We start from the raw sequence: 3,508 nt of genomic DNA, 5'->3' as shown, positions 1-3,508 counted from the left end.
CTTTCAAAAAAGAATGTCCTTTTTTGGAAGAGGGAATATCTCCTGAAAATAAGCCCCTTTTATATCATTCTCATCAAGCAATTCCTTTTCTGAAAAATAATTACTATTATTATCGTCTTCCATATCTATAAGTATCCGGTTTAGTCTTTCATCCTTTTTTCTTATTTTGAATCCTTCTTTCAATGAATTATTGATTTCATTTTTAATATAAATAAAATTTACTTTACCATTCCAGTGCCTAGATTTCGTTTCATAAAAATCAAATATTATCTTCCCACTTTTCTTTTCAGTTACTTTAAAATATGTTAATTTTACTTTTTCATTATTTTTTACCACTTTAAAAGATAATCTTAATATTAACTCAGTTTGAATATATCGAAAATGAAATGGAAAATAAAAACTAATTTCATTATTCTCTGAGTTATTATCCGATATACAACTATTAAAATCACCAAGTAAGCTATTATCTGTTGAAAATTTTAAGCTATCTAAAATAGAATGTTCGGTAAATTTATTTTCTTTCTGCATTAATATTGCTTTTATTAATGAACTTTTTCCACTATTATTTGGACCTGTAAGTACGGTTATAGGTGCAAAATCAAACCATGTTTTCTCTTTAAAAACTCTAAAATTTTTTAATCCAAATCCTGTTAAATGTCCCATATTTTTAATTTTAATAACTTTGCAAGTTAATAATTTCCACAAAATCTCATTACTCTTTCATCTAAAATAACATCACTGGGTTTTATTCTACTTTTCAAAACAATTCCATTCAAAGTTTTGCATCTGCTCAATGCCACATAAAGTTGCCCGTGAGCAAAAGCACCAAATCCAAGGTCAATTGCAACCTTGTTAAATGTTAATCCTTGGCTTTTGTGAATTGTAATTGCCCATGCAAGTTTAATTGGGTACTGTTCAAATGCACCTAATACCTCTGTTGTAATTCTATTTTTTATTTTATTCCATTTGTATTTTATATTGTACCAAGTATATTTTTCAACTTTATAAATTTTATTGTTTTCAAATTTTACTTCAATACATTTATCCGATAAGCTATGTACTTTTCCAATGCTACCATTTACCCATCTTCCACAATAATCATTTTTCGCCATAATAATTTGGGCACCACATTTCAATTTCAGCTCATAATCGGTGGGGAATTTTGACACTGCAAAGTCATGTTGTACTACTGCATGATATACTTTTGTTTGACCTGATACTTTTTTTAAACAACTCTCATTAATCCTTGATGCAATCGCATTTGTGGTAACAAGACTTATTCTAAGATTATTTATATTATTTTCAAAATATGGTTTATACGATTTATTAAGCAAAGAAATATCATTGTTTGTAAAACTCGCAGTTCTTATCAAGTCAAGAAGTTTGATAAAATCCTTATAATTGTGCCTAAACGTCTTTGTTAGCTCAAGTAATTTAAAATTCGCATTTTTATAGGCAGATGCACTAAAGAAAAAAGGTGTTTTATAAACTGATTTAAACATCTCACTTTCAACTCCACTACCACTTCTAACAACAGGAGGTATTTGAAATAAATCGCCAACAATAATAATTTGCCTACCTCCAAAAGGCTTATTAATGCCTGTATTTTTTCTTAAAGAATAATCAATTCCCTGCATAATATCTGCCCTCACCATTGACACTTCATCAATAATAATTGTTTCTAATTCCTTAATAATAGAACGCTTTGGATGGTTCTTATTAAAGACCTTTATATCGTCAGAACTATTTGGTAATAAGGGTTTTAAAGGAAATTGAAAAAAGGAATTTATTGTTTCTCCATTAACATTTAGAGCAGCAATCCCAGTATAAGCAAGTACAATAAATTTCTTAACAGAATGCTCTATAAAATAGCGAATAAAAGTTGACTTCCCTGTTCCTGCTTTTCCTGTGATAAAAAAATTGCTGTTTGAAAACTCAACTTTTTCAAATATTTTTTGATAATAATCCCAATCAATAATATCCTCACTTGAAATATTCTGCTTAAAAAGACTTTCTTTTGTTTCAATATTTTCAGTTAAAGTTTTCATTTTGTCGTTTATTCTAAAAACAAAAGTATATTTGCACTGTGCAGTCTAATTGCACAGATAGAAAAACTTTCAATATGTCATTTAATAAGAACGCTCTAATAAGATATCATACTTTGGATAAATGTTTTAGAAATCCTGGCAAAATGTACTTCTGGGATGATTTATTAGAAAACTGTAACACGGCAATTCAAGACCTTGAACCAAATCAAAAAGGAATTCGTAGAAGGCAATTATTTCTTGACATACGATTTATGGAAAGTGAGCAAGGCTGGTCAATACCATTGGAAAGACTTAGATTTGGTAGAAAGGTTTATTATCGCTATTACGATATTTCATTTTCAATAAAAAATCAACCACTAAATGAAATTGAAGCAATGCAAATAAAATCGGCATTACTAATACTTTCGCGTTTTAAAGGTATGCCACAATTTGAGTGGATAAATGAAATAATTGCCAGAATTGAACAAAGCATTTCCATTAAACAAGATTCACAAAGTGTAATTAGTTTTGACTCAAATGATTATTTAAAAGGAATTCATTATTTAGGCGATTTTTTCAATGCTATTATTTACAAGGAAGTTCTTAAAATATCATATAAACTTTTTACGAGTGATGAACAAAAAGAATTTGAAATTCATCCGTATTACATAAAGCAATATAATAATCGTTGGTTTCTTTTTGGTTTAAATCCTTCATACAATGAACTTACAAACCTTGCTCTTGATAGAATTGAAAACTTTTCGAAACTTAATAAAACATATATTGAGAATGAGAAATACGATTTTGAAGAATATTTTGAAGATATTATTGGTGTGAGCATTCCTCCTAAAGCTAAACTTACAAAAATTGATATTAAAATTTCTCAAACTTTAGCACCTTACATAAAAACAAAACCATTGCATGGTTCTCAAAAGAAAATTAAAGATGATAAAAACGAATTAATTATTTCAATTGAAATTATTCCAAATTACGAGTTTGAACAACTAATACTTTCTTTTGGTAATCAAGTAGAAATATTAAATCCCCAAAATATCAAAGAAGAAATTAAGTCCCGTTTAAAAAAAGCACTTAGCAATTATTAATAAGCCAAACAAATGGTAAGTCTCTAAGTCCTCCCCATCACTAATTCCTTAACAACATAATCGTTCCTTTGTATTTTTCATGTTGATAAAGAGTGCCTCTTGAATAAATATAAAGGTAGTATTCTCCTTCGGGACAAAGTTCTCCTTTGTAGGTGCCATCCCAGCGGTCTGTAATATCTTCTGTTTCAAATAGCAATTCTCCCCACCTTGAAAATATTTGCATTGTAAAATGAACAATAAAAGAGCCTTTGATAACTACCTCATCATTAAGTCCGTCACCATTAGGAGTAAAAGCTGTAGGAACAAAAATATTGAAAGGTGTTTCTATGCACACTGTATTTGAATAGCTGACTTGTCCATCACTATTTCTAACTGCTG

4 protein-coding genes are annotated in these 3,508 nt (G+C 28.8%); 1 reads left to right on the top strand and 3 read right to left on the bottom strand.

Annotation, left to right across the window (positions count from 1 at the left end; all coding sequences use genetic code 11):
• Positions 1 to 3: 3 nt before the first annotated feature.
• Both U9R42_05880 and U9R42_05875 read right to left on the bottom strand, forming a co-directional pair.
• Positions 4 to 663 carry an AAA family ATPase gene (locus tag U9R42_05880; GenBank protein ID MEA3495550.1) on the bottom strand — a complete coding sequence of 220 codons (660 nt, stop codon included), beginning with the start codon at positions 661 to 663 and terminating at the stop codon, positions 4 to 6.
• Between the two features lie 26 nt (positions 664 to 689).
• A complete protein-coding gene (locus tag U9R42_05875) occupies positions 690 to 2,048 on the bottom strand; it encodes an AAA family ATPase (protein ID MEA3495549.1) in 1,359 nt (452 codons plus the stop codon).
• Between the two features lie 74 nt (positions 2,049 to 2,122).
• Between U9R42_05875 and U9R42_05870 the strand changes: the two genes are divergently transcribed.
• The gene (locus U9R42_05870) at positions 2,123 to 3,130 is read left to right on the top strand and encodes a WYL domain-containing protein (GenBank protein ID MEA3495548.1); all 1,008 of its coding nucleotides are present in this window, start codon (positions 2,123 to 2,125) and stop codon (positions 3,128 to 3,130) included.
• A 40-nt stretch (positions 3,131 to 3,170) separates the two neighbouring features.
• On the opposite strand, the gene U9R42_05865 is transcribed toward U9R42_05870, so the two are convergent.
• On the bottom strand, positions 3,171 to 3,508 hold a 338-nt coding region (locus U9R42_05865), incomplete at its 5' end, for a gliding motility-associated C-terminal domain-containing protein (protein MEA3495547.1).

The sequence above is a fragment of the Bacteroidota bacterium genome (assembly GCA_034723125.1).
Classification (GTDB): domain Bacteria; phylum Bacteroidota; class Bacteroidia; order CAILMK01; family JAAYUY01; genus JAYEOP01.
Note: the sequence above shows the minus strand (reverse complement) of the source record. Positions and strands in the feature narration are given on the sequence as shown.

What these genes read in the sequence shown, in the direction of transcription:
- U9R42_05880 (MEA3495550.1), bottom strand. Translation starts at nt 663, where the DNA reads ATGGGACATTTAACAGGATTTGGATTAAAAAATTTTAGAGTTTTTAAA.
- U9R42_05875 (MEA3495549.1), bottom strand. Translation starts at nt 2,048, where the DNA reads ATGAAAACTTTAACTGAAAATATTGAAACAAAAGAAAGTCTTTTTAAG.
- U9R42_05870 (MEA3495548.1), top strand. Translation starts at nt 2,123, where the DNA reads ATGTCATTTAATAAGAACGCTCTAATAAGATATCATACTTTGGATAAA.